Source organism: Aerococcus viridans, assembly GCF_001543285.1.
Classification (GTDB): Bacteria; Bacillota; Bacilli; order Lactobacillales; family Aerococcaceae; genus Aerococcus; species Aerococcus viridans.
This window is the reverse complement of record NZ_CP014164.1, coordinates 854491-875684: the sequence shown is the minus strand read 5'-3', so window position 1 is coordinate 875684 and position 21194 is coordinate 854491. Positions and strand designations below refer to the sequence as shown.

18 protein-coding genes and 1 other RNA gene are annotated in these 21194 nt (G+C 40.5%); 3 read left to right on the top strand and 16 right to left on the bottom strand.

The genetic code is table 11. From position 1 onward, the window contains the following. Positions 1–128 precede the first annotated feature (128 nt). The 15 genes from AWM76_RS04305 to gshAB form a co-directional block, all read right to left on the bottom strand. Positions 129–761: a response regulator gene (locus AWM76_RS04305; protein ID WP_003140979.1), complete on the bottom strand. Its 633-nt coding sequence runs from the start codon at positions 759–761 to the stop codon at positions 129–131. Beyond that, positions 754–1815, bottom strand: a complete 1062-nt coding sequence (locus AWM76_RS04300; RefSeq protein WP_003140978.1) for a sensor histidine kinase — start codon at positions 1813–1815, stop codon at positions 754–756. Before AWM76_RS04300 ends, AWM76_RS04305 begins: the two co-directional genes overlap by 8 nt. Then, positions 1812–2570 (bottom strand): cell wall-active antibiotics response protein LiaF, encoded by a 759-nt coding sequence (liaF, locus tag AWM76_RS04295; RefSeq protein ID WP_106427261.1) that lies wholly within the window; start codon positions 2568–2570, stop codon positions 1812–1814. Before liaF ends, AWM76_RS04300 begins: the two co-directional genes overlap by 4 nt. 182 nt (positions 2571–2752) lie before the next feature. Next, on the bottom strand, positions 2753–3232 hold the full coding sequence (gene greA, locus AWM76_RS04290) for a transcription elongation factor GreA (RefSeq protein WP_003140974.1): 480 nt from the start codon (positions 3230–3232) through the stop codon (positions 2753–2755). A gap of 118 nt (positions 3233–3350) precedes the next feature. Next, positions 3351–3986, bottom strand: coding sequence for a uridine kinase (udk, locus tag AWM76_RS04285; RefSeq protein WP_003140972.1), 636 nt, complete (start codon positions 3984–3986; stop codon positions 3351–3353). A gap of 127 nt (positions 3987–4113) precedes the next feature. Then, positions 4114–5235: an endolytic transglycosylase MltG gene (gene mltG / locus AWM76_RS04280; RefSeq protein ID WP_003140970.1), complete on the bottom strand. Its 1122-nt coding sequence runs from the start codon at positions 5233–5235 to the stop codon at positions 4114–4116. A 319-nt stretch (positions 5236–5554) separates the two neighbouring features. Then, a complete protein-coding gene (locus AWM76_RS04275) occupies positions 5555–5893 on the bottom strand; it encodes a DUF1292 domain-containing protein (protein WP_003140967.1) in 339 nt (112 codons plus the stop codon). A gap of 51 nt (positions 5894–5944) precedes the next feature. Further along, positions 5945–6364 carry a Holliday junction resolvase RuvX gene (gene ruvX, locus AWM76_RS04270; RefSeq protein WP_003140966.1) on the bottom strand — a complete coding sequence of 140 codons (420 nt, stop codon included), beginning with the start codon at positions 6362–6364 and terminating at the stop codon, positions 5945–5947. Beyond that, entirely contained in the window at positions 6364–6627 is a 264-nt protein-coding gene (locus AWM76_RS04265; protein ID WP_003140964.1) for an IreB family regulatory phosphoprotein, read from the bottom strand. Before AWM76_RS04265 ends, ruvX begins: the two co-directional genes overlap by 1 nt. Positions 6628–6691: 64 nt before the next feature. Further along, positions 6692–9334 carry an alanine--tRNA ligase gene (gene alaS, locus AWM76_RS04260; RefSeq protein ID WP_003140962.1) on the bottom strand — a complete coding sequence of 881 codons (2643 nt, stop codon included), beginning with the start codon at positions 9332–9334 and terminating at the stop codon, positions 6692–6694. Between the two features lie 302 nt (positions 9335–9636). Next, complete coding sequence (recD2, locus tag AWM76_RS04255; RefSeq protein ID WP_003140960.1) at positions 9637–12210, bottom strand: SF1B family DNA helicase RecD2; 2574 nt, start codon at positions 12208–12210, stop codon at positions 9637–9639. 185 nt (positions 12211–12395) lie between these two features. Beyond that, positions 12396–13487: a tRNA 2-thiouridine(34) synthase MnmA gene (gene mnmA, locus AWM76_RS04250; protein WP_050774095.1), complete on the bottom strand. Its 1092-nt coding sequence runs from the start codon at positions 13485–13487 to the stop codon at positions 12396–12398. A gap of 199 nt (positions 13488–13686) precedes the next feature. Then, a complete protein-coding gene (locus AWM76_RS04245) occupies positions 13687–14031 on the bottom strand; it encodes a hypothetical protein (RefSeq protein ID WP_003140957.1) in 345 nt (114 codons plus the stop codon). Between the two features lie 26 nt (positions 14032–14057). Next, on the bottom strand, positions 14058–15188 hold the full coding sequence (locus tag AWM76_RS04240) for a cysteine desulfurase family protein (protein ID WP_003140955.1): 1131 nt from the start codon (positions 15186–15188) through the stop codon (positions 14058–14060). Then, positions 15188–17482: a bifunctional glutamate--cysteine ligase GshA/glutathione synthetase GshB gene (gene gshAB, locus AWM76_RS04235; protein WP_003140953.1), complete on the bottom strand. Its 2295-nt coding sequence runs from the start codon at positions 17480–17482 to the stop codon at positions 15188–15190. Before gshAB ends, AWM76_RS04240 begins: the two co-directional genes overlap by 1 nt. A 190-nt stretch (positions 17483–17672) precedes the next feature. Between gshAB and AWM76_RS04230 the strand changes: the two genes are divergently transcribed. The 3 genes from AWM76_RS04230 (at position 17673) to AWM76_RS04220 (ending at position 19888) form a co-directional block, all read left to right on the top strand. Further along, a complete protein-coding gene (locus AWM76_RS04230) occupies positions 17673–18944 on the top strand; it encodes a replication-associated recombination protein A (RefSeq protein WP_003140950.1) in 1272 nt (423 codons plus the stop codon). Positions 18945–19040: 96 nt separating this feature from the next. Beyond that, positions 19041–19228: non-coding RNA, 6S RNA (gene ssrS / locus AWM76_RS04225), on the top strand. Positions 19229–19423: 195 nt separating this feature from the next. Continuing rightward, positions 19424–19888: a universal stress protein gene (locus AWM76_RS04220; protein WP_003140949.1), complete on the top strand. Its 465-nt coding sequence runs from the start codon at positions 19424–19426 to the stop codon at positions 19886–19888. A 92-nt stretch (positions 19889–19980) separates the two neighbouring features. On the opposite strand, the gene AWM76_RS04215 is transcribed toward AWM76_RS04220, so the two are convergent. Then, entirely contained in the window at positions 19981–21147 is a 1167-nt protein-coding gene (locus tag AWM76_RS04215; protein ID WP_003140947.1) for a M20/M25/M40 family metallo-hydrolase, read from the bottom strand. Positions 21148–21194: the final 47 nt, after the last annotated feature.

The following is a 21194-nucleotide window of genomic DNA, read 5'->3' as shown; positions in this document are numbered from 1 at the left end:
TCTAATTTTGGTTTACACGCTTAAATTTTAGCATAGGAAATATTCATATGTCTTTTTGTGTTTTTATACAAAAAAGGTTTGAATGATTTCTCATCCACACCAAAAGTCGGAGACCCGCAATAAAACGACTATTTAACTAATTGATTTTGGAAGGCATAAATCGTTGCTTGTGTCCGGTCTTCAACCCCTAATTTAGATAATATATTCGATACATGAGTTTTTACCGTTTTTAAGGTGATAAATAATTCATCGGCAATTTCCTGGTTGGATTTACCAGCAGCAATCAACTGCAAGACTTCTCGTTCACGAGTAGTTAAATCATCATGTAGGTGATGGCGGTTAGCTTCTACTTCATGGGCAATCAGCTTTTCATTGACTGTTGGTGCAATGACTGACTCCCCTGCATAGGTCCGGCGAATTGCTGACGCAATTTCGTTAGCTGAAGATGTTTTTAAAATGTAGCCCTTAGCCCCAGCTTGCATGGCGGGATATACCTTTTCATCATCGATAAAAGAAGTGACAATTAAAATATTGGCTTTTGGCCAGTCAGCTAAGATTTCTTGCGTAGCTTGGATCCCGTCCATATTATCCATGACTAAATCCATTAAGATAATATCTGGTTGCAGTGATAAAGCCATTTTCTTGCCCTCTAATCCGTCCTTAGCTTCCCCTACTATCTCTAGGTCTGATTGGGTAGATAGGTAGGTAGAAACGCCTAATCTGACCATTTCATGGTCATCTACTAACAATACTTTAATCATACATGCCCTCCATTTTTCTTGGTATTACGATTTGGATCAATGTACCCTGGTTTTCAAAGGAAATAATGTTGGTCGAACCACCTAGCTGGGCCACGCGCTCTTGGATATTTTTCAATCCGTACCCACTGTTCTGCAGTAATTCCTTGTCGGTATCAAAACCCACGCCATCATCTGAAAATCGCAGATAAATATTTCGGTCTTTCTCATACAGATGGCATTCGATAATTTGTGCCTTAGCATGTCGCAGGGAATTGGATAATAATTCCTGGACGATTCGGAATAGGTGGTTCTCCACTTCGGGCAGCAATTGAACGTCCGTCACAGTGGCTTCAAAGTTGATTTTAACCTTGGTTTCAAGCTCCCTAAAGAGTTGTTGAATTCCCTCAGCAAGGCTTTGATTGGTCAAGGAAATTGGCCGTAGATGGAGTAGTAAGGAACGCATTTCAGCTTGAGCCTGGTCCACCATATCCGCCACCTTACCGATCAATTGCCGGTTTACAGGGTCCATATTGTCCGCCTGCTCTTGGATAGCTGACAAAATCATGGTCATGGCAAACAATTGCTGGCTGACTGAATCATGCAATTCACGCGCAATCCGTTGCCGTTCCTCTTTGACTAGTTGGTTTCTGTTCATCTCTGAGTTCGCTTCATCCGCCACCGTTTTGGCTTGTAAAGCCATTTCCATATTCTGAAACATGACCCTCAACCGCTCGATTTGTGCATTCACTTGTTCATCCGTATAGATGCCCGCACCTTCTTCTTGAAAGATGGGTGAATCATATTTTCTAGCAGCCAAGGCAGTCAGCTTAGCCGTTAATTTATGCTCATCCTTGTATAGAAAGAAATACAAGACAAAGCTTGCAACCAATGAAATCACTATATTAAAGACTAATAGATAAACAAAGGGCAGAGCCAACCGTGCTAATTCAAGATAAGACCGATCGATATTTAAGGTATTTGGTACAACTATAAGGAATAAATAAGCCCCAATCGCTAATGTCAAAAGGGACAACCATAAAACGATAAATATTGTTAAAAACCGCCGTCCTCTCATAAGAAGACCACCTCAACTGTTCCCCAACCTTGAGAAATTTGTAGGTAAATTTTCCGGTTACTTTGCTGATAAGACGCACTTTCAAAGGTTTTACGCTCATTGTTTAGGGCCACTTTTTCCCCATTCCAATTTACTTCGGTCCGAAAACCATTGGCGTGTAGTTCAAGACCCACCCCTTCAGGCACCACAAGTTTGGTTTGCCCAACCAATTGATTAATCACGACCACATTGGTCCCTATTGGCACAATCGTTGACCCGAAATCAATAAAGGTATTGGCATAGAGATGGTACATCTCCACATCTTCCCAGGCATATACTTCTTCCTTGTAAGGACCATTATTAAATAAATGGTCAAATTCTAAGAAGGCTTCCTTTTCTTGATCCTTAAATGCACCATCTTCAGCATCTACAATTTTTGTTTGTCGTAAGGTTAAGTCATGATGGTCATCTTCCGACTTGTCTCTCACAATCGCATAGTAGATCAAGCCAACAATCATCATAGCCAATAAAATACTTGAGATATATGGCAAAGTTACAACCCCAATAAAAATCAGAAAACACCCTATGGCAACAAGAATCAAGTTTAACCAACTTTGGTTTTTCTTATCTGCTGTCATTTTTAATTTTACCCGGTTACTCACAGCTAATAACCCGTAACCCACAACAATGGCAATCAAATTTTCTGGCTTAATTAATAAGCCGGTAAAAACAATCAACCCGGCAAAACAAGCTAAAATCATCCAAAGATTTCTCATAATGCCCTCCATCCTAATTATATACTCTAATCATACCACTTCCACATCTTACTATATATGTCCATTTTATGAGAACTGAATGACTTTTACATTGGACCTAAGCCTTAAAGATTGCCATTACAGCAAAAAAGACATACCCCCACCACGCGAATGGTAGAAATATGTCTTGAAATTTGCTTGAATTAGATTGCGTCAACGCTTGTGATTTTAACAACCATGTCGCCGCCAGGTGTTTCGATCGTTACTTCATCATTCACACCTTTACCAATTAATGCTTGTGCAATCGGTGATTCATTAGAAATTTTACCATCTAATGGATCTGCTTCTGCACGACCAACAATTGAGTAAACTTCTTCGTCGCCATCTGGTAACTCAATAAAAGTTACTTTACGACCTAAAGAAACGATACCTTCATCGATTTCATTTGGATCGATAATTTTAGCGTAACGAACCATTTTTTCTAATTTTTGAATTTGCCCTTCAACGAAAGCTTGTTCATCCTTAGCCGCCTCATATTCAGAGTTTTCTGATAAATCTCCGTATGAACGTGCGATTTTGATTCGTTCTACGATTTCTTTACGTTTTACAATTTTTAACTCGTCTAAATCTTGTTGAATTTTCTCAAGACCTTCTTGGGTCATTGGATATACTTCTTCTGCCATACTTTTACTCCTAACAACAATAGTAATTTCAACTTATCAAAAGTGAATAGACCCACAATATCATGGAACTAGAAATTTTGCAATACACTTTATCTGATATCGTCTAATAAAATTCTAATTAATCAATTTTTAAATCATTTGGAATGATTGAACGGATTTTTGTCGTCATCAAATCGATTGCAACATTATTTGACCCACCTTCAGGGATGATAATATCCGCGAATTTTTTCGTAGGTTCAATAAATTGCTCATGCATCGGTTTAACAATTGATGTGTACATGTCGATAATTGAATCTAATGAACGACCACGTTCAGCCATATCACGTTTAATACGACGGATGATACGAATGTCGTCATCTGTATCTACAAAGACTTTAATATCCATCAAATCACGAAGCTCTTTATCAGAGAAGATTAAGATACCTTCAATAATAATAACTTCTTTTGGTTCTACACGAATCGTTTCTTCTGCACGATTGTGTTGAGTAAAATCATAAACCGGCATTTGGACAGCTTGTCCATCCAATAATTGTCTAATATGCTCGCTAAGTAAGTCATTGTCAAATGCAAATGGGTGGTCGTAGTTAGTTAACACACGTTCATCCATTGTTAAGTGACTTTGATCTTTATAATAAGCATCTTGTGGAATATAAGCTAAACTTACATCTCCAAATTCTTCAATAATTTTACGGGTTACAGTAGTCTTACCAGAACCAGTACCCCCTGTTACACCAATGATGATTGGCTTACGCATTCAAAACACACCTTCCTGATATTAAAAATAAGCTCGAATTCACTGCTATTAAATATAGAGAAAAATGTTCTCAATTGCAAGTAAATTCAAGCTATTTTATTTTTTTAATCGCATTAGACCCTTCTGATTATAAGTCAGCATTCTCTTCAGATACATATTGTTCAACTAAAGCATCATGCTCTTCATATGTTTCTGAATAATATACTTCACCGGTTGTTAAATCAGCCACAAAGTATAGGTAGTCAGATTCTGTTGGATTCATAGAAGCTTCGATAGCTTCGATACCAGGGTTATTAAATGGTCCCGGTCCAAAACCAGTATTGATGTACAAGTTATACGGTGAATCCACTGCTGCATCCTCGTTGGTTACATAAGCTAAGTGCGTATTGTTCGCATATAAAACTGAAACATCTGATTGGATTGGCATATCGATTTCTAAACGGTTGATGAATACACCAGCAATCAATTCACGGTCTTCTAGTGAAGATGCTTCTGCTTCAACCAATGAAGCTAATGTTAAGAATTCGTGGAAAGTGAAACCAGACGCTTCAATTTCAGCGGTGTGGGTTTGACGAACATTTTCCATTTCCCCAACCATCATAGTCACGATGTCTGCAACCGTTGCAGTGGATGACAATTCATAAGTTGCTGGGTATAAGTACCCTTCCAACTTGTAGCGCACGTCGTCATTTTCCGATACATCAGTCAATAATTCTGGGTATGTGGCCAATAATTCATCGAATAAAGCGTCATCCGTCATTTGTGCTAAAGCGTCTTCTTGTTCAATGCCAAGTGCGTCTGCAATAATTTGCGAAATGGCCTCTAGCGATGAACCTTCTGGAATTGCCACTGAGTCAACTTGAGCTGTAGCCCCTTGTTGTAGCTCGTTATTAGCATCTGTATAGCCTAGATTCTTGTGTAAGGTGTAAGTACCCGCTTCAATCGCGTCATCTCCAAAGAATCGTAAATAAGTTGTAAAAAGGAAATCGTTAAAGATAATGCCTTCATCATCCAAAATGCTTGCAATATCAGCTGTTGTCGACCCTTCTGGTATGGTAACCTCGACTGTTTCGTTCGAACTGCCGATACCTCCTGTAAAAATCATAAACGACAGGGATAAACCAACAACCACAATAAGTGCTGCTGCAACCACTAAAAACCATTTAGCTATTTTCGAAGCAATAGATTCTGCTTTACGATCAAGATCTTTTTGCTTTTTGTAAAAATCTTCGCGTGCTTTCTTAGACATATAGCGACTCCTCTTCTAGTAAAATCATTACTCTCATTATACATGAAAGGGTAATTTTTCTATATAAATGTTAGATAAATACAAACAAACGTAAAAAAACTGTAATAATTAATATTTGACCTTTATAAATAAGAAAAGAGAGTGTGACATAAATATCACACTCCCTCTGTCTATAACTAACAATAGTCATCATATCGGGCTTTTCTTAAGCACAGACACCCGTATGTCTATGCGTTTAGACGTCTGTTCCAAAAAGTCAAACTCTTCCGCCTCTTACTAAAATACACCGAGTCTGTACAACCTTTTCGCAGCTCAATGCTTACTGCATATCTTCGTCTTCGATAAAAGTCGCTAATACTTCTTCTACCATATCCCATTCTTCTTCAGTTTCAATAGGATTTAATTGACCTTCAAAGCCGTCTTCACTTTCAACGTAAGAGAAAGCTTGTAATTCTACGCCCTCTTCGTCAGATACGCCTGCTGGGTAGACGAGAACATATGATTTACCGAAATCTTCTGAATCGAATGTAAATAGAATTTCGAATAATTGCTCGTTACCTTCTTCGTCTACGATTGTAATATGTTCATGGTCTGCGTGGTCATGTTCGTGATCGTGGTCATGTAAATGATCATGCTCGTGGTCGTGATGTTCAGTCATGTGTTAATCTCCTTTAAATTTAAAATCTAAGTAAAAATCTATTATACACCATTACGATGGGTGGGCATCTAAATAATTTTGTAAAATGAGTACTGCAGCTAACTTATCGATGACCTTTTTGCGTTTCTTACGACTTACATCGTTGGCAATTAACATCCGTTCTGCTTGAACAGTTGTTAAACGCTCATCCTGATAAAAGACTGGTAAATCAAACCGGTCTATCACAAGTTGTCCGTATTTTTGTGATGCTTCAGCGCGTGGGCCGATAGAATTGTTCATATTCTTGGGTAAACCAAGAACTAACGCTTCTACCTTATACTCAGCAATCAACTCGCCAAGTCGGTCCAAACCGAATTCTTCTAATTCTTCATCGATTGGAATAATCTCCACCCCTTGGGCCGTCCAACCGAATGGATCAGAAACAGCCACGCCGACTGTTTTAGACCCCACATCTAATCCCATGTATCGCATTACTCGCGACCAGATTGTTTCATGTAATTCACGATTAATTCTTCAAGAATTTCATCGCGGTCATGATAACGGATAATATTACGCGCTTCGTTATGACGTGGAATATAAGCTGGATCACCAGATAATAAATAACCAACGATTTGATTTACTGGGTTGTAACCTTTTTCTTTAAGAGAATCATATACGATTTCTAATGTCTCTTTGACATCCTTTTCGTTGTTTTCCCCGAAATTGAATAGGACTGTTTCATCTTTATTACTCATCAGAACACCTCCAAATATTATCTATAGTTTACCTAATTATCCGTATTTTAACAAGAAATCGTCATTATTTGCCAATAATTTCTTTCGCAAATGCAAGTGCTTCTTCAATTCCAGCTGGTTTTTTACCGCCGGCTTGGGCCATATCTGGACGACCACCACCGCCACCACCAATTTTTGGTGCGACTTGTTTGATTAGGTCGCCTGCTTTAACACCCGCTTTAACAGCATCTTGACCAACAGCGATTAATAGATTTGCTTTATCATCCACTGAAGTTGCTAGCACAAGAATATCAGAAGAGCCTTTTTGTTTCCACTCATCCGCAATCTTACGTAGATCATCCATCGAACGATTTGGTACGTGTTCAGCGATTACAGTGTAAGCACCAACCGTTTCAACATGGTCAAAAATTTGTCCTGCAGCTTGCGCATTCATTTTATCACGTAAAGCATTTAATTGCTGTAAAGTTTCCTTATGTTCTTCTCTAAATTGTTGTAAACGTGAAACAATATTTAAGAATTTACCAGCTTTAAGATTTGCAGCGATTTGTTTCAAGATATTTTCTTGAATCTTGTATTCTTGGATAGCAGCTAATGAGGTTACAGCTTCAATACGACGAACACCAGCACCGATACCAGATTCTGAAGTGATCTTGAATAGACCGATTTCAGCAGTATTACCAACGTGTGTACCCCCACAAAGTTCAATTGACCAGTGGTTAATATCTACCATACGCACTTCACTACCATATTTTTCACCAAACAAGGCTTGTGCACCAGCAGCTCTAGCTTCATCAATAGAAGTCACTGTTGTCACAACTGGGAAAGCTTCAGCGATTGCTTCATTTACTTTCGCTTCCATTTCAGCCAATTCTTCGTCTGTTACTTGCCCAAAGTGCGAGAAGTCGAAACGTAAGTGGTCAGCAGTTACCAATGACCCCGCTTGGTTAGCATGGTCCCCTAAAACATCTTTCAATGCTTGATGTAACAAATGGGTTGCCGTATGGTTTTTCTCGATTGAGTGGTGACGACGGCGGTCAACCACTAATTGCACAGTTTGGTCCAATACGATTGCTGCTGCTAATTTTACTTCATGTAAGTGTTGACCATTTGGCGCACGAACAACATTTACGACATGTCCAATTAATTGGCCATCTTCATCTAGGACGTCACCTGTATCCGCAATTTGACCACCCATTTCAGCGTAAAATGGTGTCTGCTCAGCAACTAAGTATACCTCGTCCCCAGCTTCTGCTGCCGACACTAATGCGTCTCCTAACACAATGGTATTTATACGTGTTTCTACGACTAATTGGTCGTAACCAACATAAGATGATGTCACATCAATTTCACTCAACACTTCAGACTGCACAGCCATACCTGTTGAATCCTTACGCGCAGCACGCGCACGTTCTCTTTGTGCTTTCATCGCTTCTTCAAAGCCAGATAAATCAACATCAATACCCACTTCTTCTAAGTATTCTTGCGTTAATTCTAATGGGAAGCCGTAAGTATCATATAATTTAAAGGCTTGCGCACCAGACATCACTTTATTATGTTCTGCTTCAAGCGTTGAAATCACTTCTTGAATAATCGCTTCCCCTTCATTGATGGTTTCGTTAAAACGATCTTCTTCTGTTTTAATTACATCCTGGATAAAGTTTTGGTCTGCTTTCACTTCTGGATAGAAGTCAGCCATAATGTCCGCAACAACAGGTACCAATTTCGTTAAGAAGTTATCTTTAATACCTAAACGTCGTGCATGCATGATTGCACGACGGATTAAACGACGTAAGATATAGCCACGGCCTTCATTTGAAGGTAAAGCACGGTCACTAATGGCAAAAGTTACTGCACGAACGTGGTCAGCAATTACCTTATAAGAAACATCGGTCTCAGGTTTATCACCATATTTTACAGCTGTCCCCAATGTTTCAATTTCTTTAATAATCGGTAAGAATAGGTCTGTTTCAAAGTTGGTTGGCGCATCTTGGATGACAGAAGTCATACGCTCTAGCCCCATACCCGTATCAATATTCTTATGTTTTAAAGGCACATATTCGCCGTTTGGCATATGGTTAAACTGAGAAAAAACGATATTCCAGATTTCCAAGTAACGCTCATTTTCCCCGCCTGGGTACATTTCTGGGTCAGAATCTTCTAAATCTTGGTATTTAACCCCGCGGTCATAGAAAATTTCTGTGTCCGGACCACATGGACCAGCACCTAAATCCCAGAAGTTATCTTCCACTGGCACATAATGGTTATCAGATAAACCAGTCGCCTTACGCCATAATTCAACTGTTTCAGTATCCTCTGGGTAGTAAGTCATATATAGTTTCTCAGGATCTAATCCCAACCATTTCTCGTCAGTTAAGAATTCCCAAGCCCAAGGAATCACTTCAGCTTTGAAGTAGTCTCCGATAGAGAAGTTCCCTAACATTTCAAATAAGGTATGGTGACGCGCTGTCACACCAACATTTTCAATATCGTTGGTACGAATTGATTTTTGTGAGTTGGTGATACGTGGGTTTTCAGGTACAACAGAGCCATCAAAGTATTTCTTCAAGGTTGCAACCCCTGAGTTAATCCATAATAATGACGGATCTTGAACTGGCACTAATGAAGCACTTGGCTCCACACTATGGCCTTTAGATTGCCAAAAATCTAGCCACTTTTGGCGAATTTCTGCTGATGTTAATTGTTTCATAGTTGTCCTCCTCAAAATAAAAAAACATAGCTTTGCAAATTGAGGACGACTTTGCGCGGTACCACCTCATTTGCAATGCTATGTTTACATTACCTCTCTAGTTGCTGGATAACGCTAGCGCGTAGCCTTTCGACTAAATGTTTAGAAAGAGAGCATTTTATGGTTGGATGCTTGCACCTAATCATCCTCGCTAAGGTTCATAAAATATGGTTCTTTCCACTTGTAGACTTTACAGTCTTTTCACATTCCAGATTATACTGACATAATGCCTAATTTGTCAAGTTTTCAAGCCGGTAAATCAATTAAAAATCTTCCGGCTTCAATCCATCCATTCCTATCATAGGGTCAATGGCATTCGTCAAAACCAATTCGGCAGTGAGTTTGAAATCTGCCACTGCTGAGCCAGCTTCATCACTCGCTTCTGTATCGCTACCGATAGTAGTTGACTCATTTTCTGCTTGGTTTTCTTCACCGTCTTTATTGGATTCGATTTGACTGCTAGTTACCGTCGAATTTTCACTCTTAGATTCTTTGCTGTCAACATCATTTTCCTCTTTGTCCTCTATTTCCGCTGCAACCGCCGTGGCCATCCGTTCATCAATATCCACAGCTTCCATTAAAAAGTCTTTCAGCTGGGTTTGCCGGCTAGCATCCACATTTTGAATGGCCGTTTGAAAGGCCTGGGGTTCACCGCACATAATCAAGGACTGCTTGGCCCGCGTAATCCCCGTATATAATAAATTTCGCTTCAGCATCCGGTGGTGTTGCGGCACTAAAGGCACTATCACAATTGGAAATTCCGACCCCTGCGACTTATGAATTGACGTACAGTAAGCTAAGGTAATTTCATTGAAGTCATTACGTTCATAAGTCACCTCAACCTCATCAAATTGCACCACAATTTGGTCTACTTTATTAGTTGTTTCCTTAGCAAAAAAGATAGCCACGATTTCCCCTAAGTCGCCATTGAAAACGTTTTTCTCGGCTTGGTTTTTCAGCTGCAAGACCTTATCCCCAACCCTAAAGGTTTGTTCAAAATAGACTAACTCCCGTCTTTTACCGTCGTCGTTGGGGTTTAAAACAGCCTGCAAACGCTCATTGATATGATTGATCCCGGCCTGTCCTTTATAGAGCGGCGCCAAGACTTGAACGTCTCGTTTTTGGTAGCCCTTGTCAACAGCCCGCTTAGCCACAATAGCTACTAAGTCTGCAATTTGATTCGCTTGCACCTTGAAGAATGACCGATCTCGTTGGTTGATCATCAAATCTTTAGGCACAATACCTTGTTTAATCTGATGAGCCAATTGGACAATGGTCGACTGGTTTTTCTGACGGTAAATTTCATCTAATTCACGTGTTTTAACCGTTTGTGATGACAATAAATCAGCTAATACTTGTCCGGGTCCTACAGAAGCTAACTGGTCTTTATCCCCCACAAAAATGACCTGCATAAATGAAGGGACACTTGAAAGTAATTTATAGGCAAGCCATGTATCCACCATGGACATTTCGTCAATAATCAACAAGTCAGTTTCTAGCTGCATGCCTGCCACTTCGCCGTCTTCGCTGTCATCCTCTTCACCTGTTAAACCAAGTAAACGGTGGATAGTTGATGCTGGCAGGCGAATCATTTCAGTCATTCGTTTAGCGGCTCGTCCTGTTGGGGCGGCTAAAGAAATTGGAAAGGCACCTGGGTCGTATTCTTCTACATTTAAGGAAATATCATTTAAACGAGCATACAATTGGACGATGCCGTTTAATACCGTTGTCTTACCTGTCCCTGGTCCCCCAGTTAAGATAAACATTTTGGAAGTTAACGCCTCTTTAATGGCTTTCTTTTGAGCCTGTCCGTAGGAAATACCTAAGTCTTGTTCTAATTTTTGGATTTCTTCGTCTAAATCAACACCCGGATATTGGGGTTGATACTGAGGTTGCTGCATTTGCCCCATCATTTTGGCAATACCTACTTCAGCAAAATATAAAGTAGGCAGGGCAACACGCCCTTCTTCAGATAAAATCAACTTACCTGTCTCATTCATGTCAGAAATAGCATCTTCGATTAATTTAGCATCAATAAATTGAGACTGTCCATGCATCAATACTTCTTGGGTTTTCTCAATCAGTGGCGCTTCCATGACAAAGGTGTTACCCGATTCAAAGGTTGCTAAGTTTAGGACAAACATGACACCCCCAGCAATCCGAACTGGTGAATCCAAGGGGAAACCGATATTTAAAGCGATTTGGTCTGCTTTTTGAAAACCAAAACCGCGGATATCGTCGATCAAAATATAAGGATTTTCTTCAATAATTTCGACTGCTTCGTTATGGTAGAGGCCATAAATTTGCCCAGCCAACCGCGATGAAAAGCCCATCTCAGCTAGCTTAACGAAAACTTGTTCATTCCCCCTTTGTTCAACCATCCGCTCATGTAGCATAGTTCTTGTCTTTTTAGACAAACCTTTAACCACTTTTAAGGATTCTACATCATTTAAAATAGTATCAATGGTTTGGTCGCCAAAAGCATCGACAATACGACTGGCAATCGTATCCCCAATTCCTGGAAATTGTTCGGACGACAGAAAGCGAATTAACCCTTCTTTAGAAGTGATTTTCTGCGCTTCATAAGAAGTTACTTGGAATTGGACACCATATTTAGCGTGGTCCACCAGTTTCCCGTTAAAATGATAGGTCGTCCCATCCTGAATAGTTGGGAAGTTTCCCGTCATCACGATTTCTTTTTCTGAATACATGGTATTGGTTTCGTCTATTTCAACTGACATTACCCGATAAAAGTTGCTTTCATTAAAAAAGAAGGTCGCCTTTACCTCACCTATGACATAATCTTCACTTGTTGGTTGGTTCTGATTTTGTCGCATGTTGGCTGCTCCTTCCTCATCTTAGTTATCCTACATATTATAGCATATTCAAGAAGTTCAGAATGGATAGATTTATAGGTCTCTAGGTCATTTTGCCTATAGAAATATGATAGAAAAAAGACGTGACCATGACATCACGCCTCTTCTATGTTAGTTTGAATTGTTTGAATAGTTGATTGGAGTATTTAAACGTATTGCAATTCTGCTACTTCTGAATTTTTGAAAGCAGCATCAATTGTACCGCCACCTAGACATTCTGGACCATCGTAGAATACAACTGCTTGTCCAGGGGTGATTGCACGTACTGGTTCTGCAAAAGTGATTTTCGCAGTCCCATCTTCATTGATATCAACATGGACTTGTGTATCTTTTTGACGGTAACGGAATTTCGCTGTGCAATCAAATGATGTTGCAGTAAATTCGTCATCGACAAATGAGAGGTCACTCGCCATTAAGTAGTCTGCATATAATTTATCGTTGTGGAAGCCTTGACCAACGTATAAAACGTTTTTAGCTTGGTCTTTCCCTACAACGAACCATGGTTGATCAGATTCGCCACCGCCACCGATGCCTAATCCTTTTCGTTGGCCGATTGTATAGTACATTAAGCCCATGTGGTCACCCATTACAGTCCCATCTTCAGCAATCATTTTACCAGGTTGTGCTGGTAAGAAGTTACCTAGGAATTCCTTAAAGTTCTTTTCACCGATAAAGCAAATACCAGTTGAGTCTTTTTTCTTAGCAGTTGCTAATCCTGCTTCTTCAGCAATACGACGTACTTCTGGTTTTTCTAAATGGCCTAATGGGAACATGACACGTTGTAGTTGATCTTGTGATAATTGGTTAAGGAAGTATGTTTGATCCTTATTATTATCTAAACCTCGTAACATGTGTACTTTGCCTTTAGCGTCGCGTTCAACTTGCGCGTAGTGGCCAGTTGCAACATAGTCAGCCCCAAGTTCTAATGCATAGTCTAGGAAAGCTTTAAATTTAATTTCCTTATTACACATTACATCCGGGTTGGGTGTCCGGTCACGTTTGTATTCATCTAAGAAATAAGTGAATACCTTGTCCCAATACTCCTTCTCAAAGTTAATTGAGTAGTAAGGAATACCGATTTGCGCGGCTACTGCGGCAACGTCTTTGTAATCTTCCGTTGCTGTACAGAAACCATTTTCGTCTGTGTCATCCCAGTTCTTCATGAAGATACCGATGACATCATACCCTTGTTGTTTCAGTAATAAGGCTGTTACGCTGGAATCAACGCCACCACTCATACCGACTACCACGCGGGTATTTTTATTTGGATTATTTTCTACCACAACATCACCATCTTTCTGCCATAATTTTACGATTGAAGGTCGTATATTAGGTTGTTAGTAGAGATTATAAAATCACAAGTACAAATTATACAGTCTGTAGCAAAAAAAGCAAGCAATACGCTTACTTTTTTCGAGTATATTTATCTACTATAGTCTATACAATTTCTTCAAGGATACCCATAGTGACCATGTCTGCTTGTAACCGTTCAACCGCTTCCTGCAGTGGTGCCATCGAATCGTTTTTATAAACATTCACCACTTGCATACCGTTCAAATTAGTCACAGTCATAGAAAAACCATCAAGGCTGCTATTCACTTTCATTTTGAATAAAACTTCACGGCTATCATTAAATGATGCGGTTACTAAGCGTTCAAATTCAAAGTTTCCTTGTTTGCTCTCTTGGAATCCGTAGTCTCTAAGGGTATATTTCTTCACTGTATCGGCTAGTTTAAATTTCTTACTAGCCCCTTTCAACTGGACACTTGCTGTCATTGCCATAATCTGTTCCCCTCCACTAAAAATAACTATTTAATTGAAACAAAAATATCTAAAATTTGATCAATATCTGAAAATTCAGTTGGTTCCCCAAAAGAAAGTCGTAAACTTTCTGCGATTCGCGGCGAATCCGCCCCGTACATAGACACAAGCACGCGTGATGGTTCAAGTGATCCTGCTGTACATGCTGAACCTGCTGATAAGTAAGCATCTCTTAAATCTAGCTTGATTAAAACTTGATCAGATGGGTGACCTGGCCAATAGATATTTAAGACATGGGCCAATTCTGCTTCAGCCGGACCATTGATTTGGAAGTCTAAGCCACGTTCCCGGGCGCCCTCCAAGAAATGTTGACGCAAGGCCTTTAAGTGGTCTTGGTGCTTTTCCATATTGTCATATTGCTTTTCGATTGCTTTAGACATACCCAAAATTAAAGGTAAGGCTTCTGTTCCTGCCCGATGTTTGTTTTCTTGGTTACCCCCGCGTACATAAGGGGCAAAATCCGCCTTAGCATTACGATAATACATAAAGCCTATTCCTTTTGGCCCGTATATTTTATGGGCAGACATAGACAAGGCATCGATGTGCATTTTTTCCACGTCTAAAGGAATATTCAAATATGTTTGGACAGTATCTGTATGGAAGAAAATATCCTTTTCATATAATAAATCCCCAATAGCTTGAATATCTTGCAAGGACCCAACTTCGTTATTGCCGGCCATAATGGATACCAAAATCGTGTCTTTTCGGATGCTTGTTTTCAATTCTTCAAAGTCAATATGACCTTCTTCGTCGAATTCTAGATAAGTCACTTCAAAACCTTGTCTTTCAAGGTGACGCATCGTTTGGTAGACAGAAGAGTGTTCTGCAGCGGTCGTAATTAAATGTTTACCCTTATCCGCTAAACGAGCAACAGTTTGGTTGATAGCTGAATCATTGGACTCGGTCCCACCAGACGTGATGATAATATCATCCGCATCAGCGTTAAGGGTACGGGCAATTTGTCTGCGGACGCCTTCTACCTTCTGCTTAGATTCACGCCCAATCTTGTACAAACTTGAAGCATTTCCGTAATCATCATGCATGGCTTTTGTAATGACTTCAATGACTTCTGGATCAACTGGCGTTGTTGCGGCGTAATCTAAATAAATGCCTTTCATTATTTTCCTCCCGTAAATTTTGTTTTCTCTGGGAATAGGAAGCTTAACAGGTCTTTAGTGATCCGTTTGCCCTCTCCCACTGCTGGGTATATGTGCATCATCATCATTGGGTTAAAATTGGCTTCAATTAATGCATAGTTATCTGCACTTGCTGGTTGGTGAATGTCTTCAATCATCAAGTCTAATCCCGTAATATTTACCCCTAAAACAGCCGCCATCTTCACAGCAATTTCCTTATAAGAATCGTGCATTTCAGCTAATACTTCAATAGAATCTCCACCTGTTGAAATGTTTGAATTCTCTCGTAAAATGACTTGTTGCCCTTCAGGAACGACATCAGACGGTGTAAGCCCTTGTTGTTTCAAGGTGTTCACTTCAATGTCACCTAATTGAATGATTTCTAGTGGCGAACGATGGTCCCGTCCTCGTTTAGGGTCTTTATTCTTGTCAGCGACTAAATCTTCAACTGTTGACTGGCCGTCTCCAATCACATTAGCCCCGACACGGTTGACAATAGACAGGACTTCCCCTTCTTGCACATAAAAACGGTATTCAGTTCCAAAGGCAAAGTCTTCAATTAAAACAGTATGGTCTTCTTTAAAGGCGATATCTAAAGCTGCCTTAAATTCGTCAGCCGTCGCGCCTTTCTTAAAGATTGAAATCCCAATTCCCATATTGGTTGATTTTGGTTTAATCACAAAAGCTTTGTCTTGATATAAGGCGGCTACTTTCATTGCTTCACCAAATTGATTAAATTCTAGACTTTTTGGCACATGAATGCCGTGCTCAGCTAATAAGGCCTTAGTGACTACCTTATTTTCCATTACATAGTGGCCAATATAAGGGTCTTTACTTGTGATGTTAGCATTCTTCACGATTTCCTTGTGGGTCTTATATTTTAGACGAAGCATCTGGTCATTCCGGTCCAAAATATCCATTTGGTAGCCTTCTTGGATAGCGTCGAACATCAAGATTTGTGTGGATAATTCCATATCTTCAAAGCCACCTAAAGCATAAGGTTTAGCCCAGGCTGACTCGTAGACCTCTTCCGCGAATTGGCGGCCTGCTTCTAAGTAGCCATCAACATCTTTCATAGTCGTCATCATTTGGCTAGCTGGCGTTAATGCTGGGTCTTTCATCCTGTCTACCATCAATTGTGTCGTTTCAATAACCGATTGATCAGCTTCAATCGCTACTAACATGTCTTGCATGTCTTCCAAAATAGCTAACCCTTCGTCCATAGCTTGCGTTTTTTGGAAAGTTTCCTCTTCAGCAACCTTAGTCTTCAAGTCAATCCCGTAGTGGACATCCGCCATATTGGCATCTTTACAGGACCAGACTAAGTACAAGATGAAGTATTTCATGAATTCAATATCTGACGCTTTAATCCCGTAAGCGGCATCCGGTTGAATATCTATCAGTCTAAATTCTAGGTACTTAATCCCTTTATTCAGTAAAGACTGGGCTTTGTTGGCACCACGTAATCGGACATTTGAGTAAAATTCTTTCTCAGCGATTAAACGCCCCTCAGTTACGTTGGCCTCTAATTGCGTCACATAGTCCTCTAAATTGTCATAAGTAAAGGTCACATCATCCTTATTGATATATCCTAGACGTGAGTTTCGAAGCGACCGAACTGGGTGGTCAAACTTATCTGATGGCACACGGAAAAAGCTGTCATCCGCAATTGGTGCCGCCCCAAATAAATAAACTAAAATCCACTGGTAACGCAAGAAATTACGGGATAAACGTAGATAAAAATCAGATTGGAAATCTTTTAGCGATTGGCTATTGCCGTCTACTTTTTTCGCTTCTTCATGGACTAGTTGAATGAAAGCAGGTGAAATCTGCATATTGAAGTGAATACCAGAAATCATCTGCAATTTTTTGCCGTATACTTCTACTAAATAATCCCGGTAGTCAACAGCAGCTGGGTCTTCTAAATCGGCCACTTCAATCAAATCATCCGCCGGCAAGGCAGGTGGCATTGAATATGGCCAGATCCGTTCATTTTCTGTTAATGACTCAATCGCCACTTCATGTATCGCTTGCAACCATTCCATGACATGGTCCGCAGAATAAACTGGTGGTGTCACCAATTCTAATTGCGACTCCGCAAAGTCCCGTTGAATATAAAATGACGACGTTGACCCATCCACTTTTTTAGGATGCGGGGTTAAAGCCAACTGCCCCTCAGGTGTAATCCGGTGACCCTCTCGTTCAATCCCTACCGACGCCTCTTTGAAAGCGTGGCGAACCTCTGCTTGTTGAATGAATGACTGTAACCAATTCATATGTAATCTAACTCCTCATCTACTCTTCTACCATCCGTATAGCAATGGTTGTTCGACTTATTTTATCATTAATGTGCTTGTCAGACTATTTTTCTGTCTTACTTTTTTTTGGAAAACGAACGTATATTCGCTAACCTGAATCACCTATGATATAATTAGGGGGAGTATAGCCAAGAGAGGAGCCAGGTAAATGCCACAAAACAATCCCTTAGCCTTTCGCATGCGACCTCGGTCAATCGAAGAAGTTGTCGGCCAACAACATCTGGTTGGAGAAGGCAAAATCATTTTCCGAATGGTAAAAGCCATGCAATTATCATCCATGATTTTATATGGACCACCCGGTATTGGGAAGACGTCGATTGCCTCAGCCATCGCTGGGTCTACTAAATATGCCTTTAGAAAATTAAATGCCGCTACAGACAGCAAGAAGGACTTACAGGCGGTCGTTGAGGAAGCTAAATTTTCTGGGGGTATCGTCTTATTATTAGACGAGATCCACCGGTTAGATAAAACAAAACAAGACTTTCTACTACCCCATTTGGAATCAGGCTTGATTACTTTAATTGGGGCCACAACTGAAAATCCTTTTATTAACACCAGTCCAGCCATCCGGTCTCGGGCCCAAATCTTTCAATTAGAACCACTGGATGAAGCAGATATTAAAATTGGTTTAGAACGGGCCTTAACCGATAGTGACCGCGGATTAGGCAGTTTCCCGGTAGATATTGATGCAAATGCTATCGATCACTTTGCCCATGCAGCCTTTGGGGACTTGCGGTCGGCCTTAAATGCCCTAGAACTAAGCGTTAAATCTACAGATGAAAATGCAGATGGCCGTATCCATATTACTTTAGATATTGCGGAAGAAAGCATGCAGATGAAATCATTCTCCCACGACGCAGACGGAGACATGCATTACGATGTGATTTCAGCCTTTCAAAAATCTATCCGTGGGAGCGATGTGGACGCTGCCCTCTTATACGCAGCACGCTTAATTGAAGCCGGTGAATTAACCATTTTATGTCGGCGATTATTAGTCATAGCCTACGAAGATATTGGTTTAGCCAACCCACAAGCAACTGAACGAACGGTAGCTGCAGTTCAAGCGGCCAACCAATTAGGCCTACCAGAAGCTCGTATTCCTTTAGCCAATGCCATTATCGATTTAGCCCTATCGCCTAAATCCAATTCGGCCATTGAAGGAATTGACGCCGCTCTGGCTGACGTACGGGCTGGTAAGTCTGGTATCATTCCAAAACACTTGAAAGATGCCCATTATAAAGGGGCAGAAAAATTAGGTCACGGCAATGAATATAAGTTTCCACACGCCTACCCTAACCACTGGGTAGCCCAACAATACCTGCCAGATACTCTAGTTGGCAGACGTTATTATCAAGCTGGAGACACCGGGAATTATGAACGGGCCCTAGCTGAAAACCGCCGTAAACGTGAAGGTAAATAATCACTTATAAATATTAAGCTTAAAGTAATTGTCAGCTTTTTCAGGTCCTTAAACTTGAAATTACCCTCAAAAGATTGTATGATATTTATAAGAAGAATTCCTCTGTAGTGTTCGCGATTTCTTTACATGTGTTGACCGAACAATTAGCTATCTAGGGAACTGCCAAGGTTTATGGATATAACGCCTCATCACGAGGACTGTTGAAGTAGATATGTGGTTCCCACCTGTATATCAATGCGGGTTCAATACAGATAGATCTCATCACGGCACATAACGGAGCTCTTTTATAAAATTAACTTTTTAGAGGATGCGTTTATCGCATCCTTTTTTGTTGTACTTTTCTTTTACTTTCTGCTTTTCCTTGCCTGCAATACAGGTATATTTCTATCGTTTTCTACCCATATAACTGCAAAATGATCTTTAAGCGCTTACTTTATGCTTTTTAAGTGGTATAATAAAGACAAAGGAGCGTGAGGAAAATGTATCAAGAATATTCACGTATATTAGCCCCAATTGATGGTTCAGACGAGTCTAGATTAGCGTTTAAAAAGGCTGTAGCTGTTGCTAAGCGTAACAATGCTACCCTAATTGTTGCCCATATTATTGACACCTCTGCCTTCCAAACAACAAATATGTATAATGAGGTCATTCCTGAAGCCGTAACGACACGTGCAAAAGCCATGTTAACTGATTACGAAGAAGAAGCGCGTAAAGCAGGTATTGAGCAAGTGGAAACTGTGATTGATTATGGTTCTGCCAAGTACCAAATTTGCCATACTTTAGCGCCTGAAAATAAGGCCGATTTAATTATGATTGGTGCGACTGGTTTAAATGCTATCGAACGTTTATTTATCGGTTCTGTTTCTGAATATGTGATTCGTAATGCCCCATGTGATGTGTTAGTGGTTCGTACGAATTTAGACAATGAACAGATTGCAGACTAAATTTTCAGCAAAAGATTTATTCACACACAAATAAACCGCCAACTAGCTGATGTCAGGTTTCTGGTTGGCGGTTATTTGAATTGTTTAGTTTATTATAAATCTAAAATGGCTTGAATGGATAGTGCGACTCTTGGTCTAAGTGAGGTCAAATCAGCTTCTTCCTCAAGGGTGTGGGCACCTGTCCCCACAATGCCTAATCCGTCAACAACGGGAATGTCTACAAGGGATGCTAGAGAGGCGTCGGACGCGCCTTGGCTTTCGACCTTAGTTAGCGGACCGTAACCCATTTTGTCAGCCGTGGCTAAGTAATGGTCTGCTAATTGATCGACTTTATCCGTGTAAACCATGGCATCTACGCCCGATTCAATTTCAAATTTGGTCGTTGTATCTGCTATATAGGGTTCAGGAATAACGCGTTCGATGTCCGCGATAATTTCCTCTTTAATGGTCTGGTTTGGGAATCTCAGTGAGAAGTTTCCTTTGGCAGAACCTGGAATGGTATTGGCTGAAACGCCCCCCTTGATAATGCCGCAATTGATCAATTTCTTACGCGGGATATCGGTTAAGGATTCTAGGGCAATGACTTTCTGAGCTAATTCCACAACGGCTGACCGGCCAATTTCAACTTCCATACCGGAATGACCTTGGACCCCTTCGACGGTTACGTTCAGCATCATGCCACCTTGACGGCCGACCACAATTTTATCAAAGGTTGGTGTGGGCTCAAAGTTCAGCATCAATGCTGCATCCTGTAATTCCCCAATCATTTCCTGACGGGTATCTGAGTACCGGTGGAGTGTTTCTTCATCCGGAATAAAAATTAGACTTAGTGGGTGTTTTTGATAGCCCATTTCAATCAGGTTTTTCACCACATACATGGCGATGACGAGGCCACCCTTCATGTCCATAAGGCCAGCACCCTTAGCAAAACCCGGTTTATCAGCCAGCAAACGGAAATGGTGGTTTTTGGTCACATCGGCATTAAAGACGGTATCCATATGACCTGATAAGACGATGGGTTTTTGGTCCTTGTTTTCGGAAGTTTTATATTCAGCAATCAACAAGTCCCCTGCTTGATCATGGGGAATGGTCCGGGTGGTCATGCCAATACTTTCACACCATTGACTGATAATTGTCCCCACTTGATTGACACCAGAAATTTGATCAATCCCTGATTCTGTATTCACTAATTTTTCTAAAAAGGCGAACATGTCACTTTCTTGCCCTGCAATTAAATCCTTTAACGCTTCAATTTCCAATAAAACCCCTCCAAGAATCTTTATCCTATGTTGCCCCTTGTCTTGTC